Raw genomic sequence first — 407 nt, 5'->3', positions numbered from 1 at the left:
GCTGATGCAGTTGCAGCTCGGCTATTCGCCGTTCCATTCGGGCCTGATGCTGCTGCCGGTGGCGGTGGCCGGGACCGTGTCCAAGCGCTGGATCGTGCCGCTGGTCAACCGCTACGGCTACGACAACTTCCTGCTGGTGAACACGCTGATCGTTGGGGCCTCGATTGCCTCGTTCGCGGCGATGTCGCCGGGCTGGCCGCTGGCCCTGTCCATCCTGCAACTGGCCACGTTCGGGGCCTCGAACTCGATGCAGTTCGCGGCCATGAACAGCGTGACGCTGAAGGGCCTCTCGCGCGAGGACGCCGGCAGCGGCAACAGCCTGTTCTCGATGGTGCAGATGCTGGCCATCGGCCTGGGCGTGACGATTGGCGGCGGGCTCGTCAGCCTGTTCTCGAACGAGCTGGGCG

At 66.3% G+C, this 407-nt stretch carries 1 protein-coding gene; it reads left to right on the top strand.

Annotated features, from left to right (window positions below; translation table 11 throughout):
• On the top strand, positions 1-407 hold a 407-nt coding region (locus AC1DMY_RS21030; protein WP_477166781.1), incomplete at both ends, for an MFS transporter.

Source organism: Dyella sp. 01L423 (genome assembly GCF_056399945.1).
The sequence above is the reverse complement of the archived record's forward strand: the minus strand, read 5'-3'. Positions and strand labels throughout refer to the sequence as shown.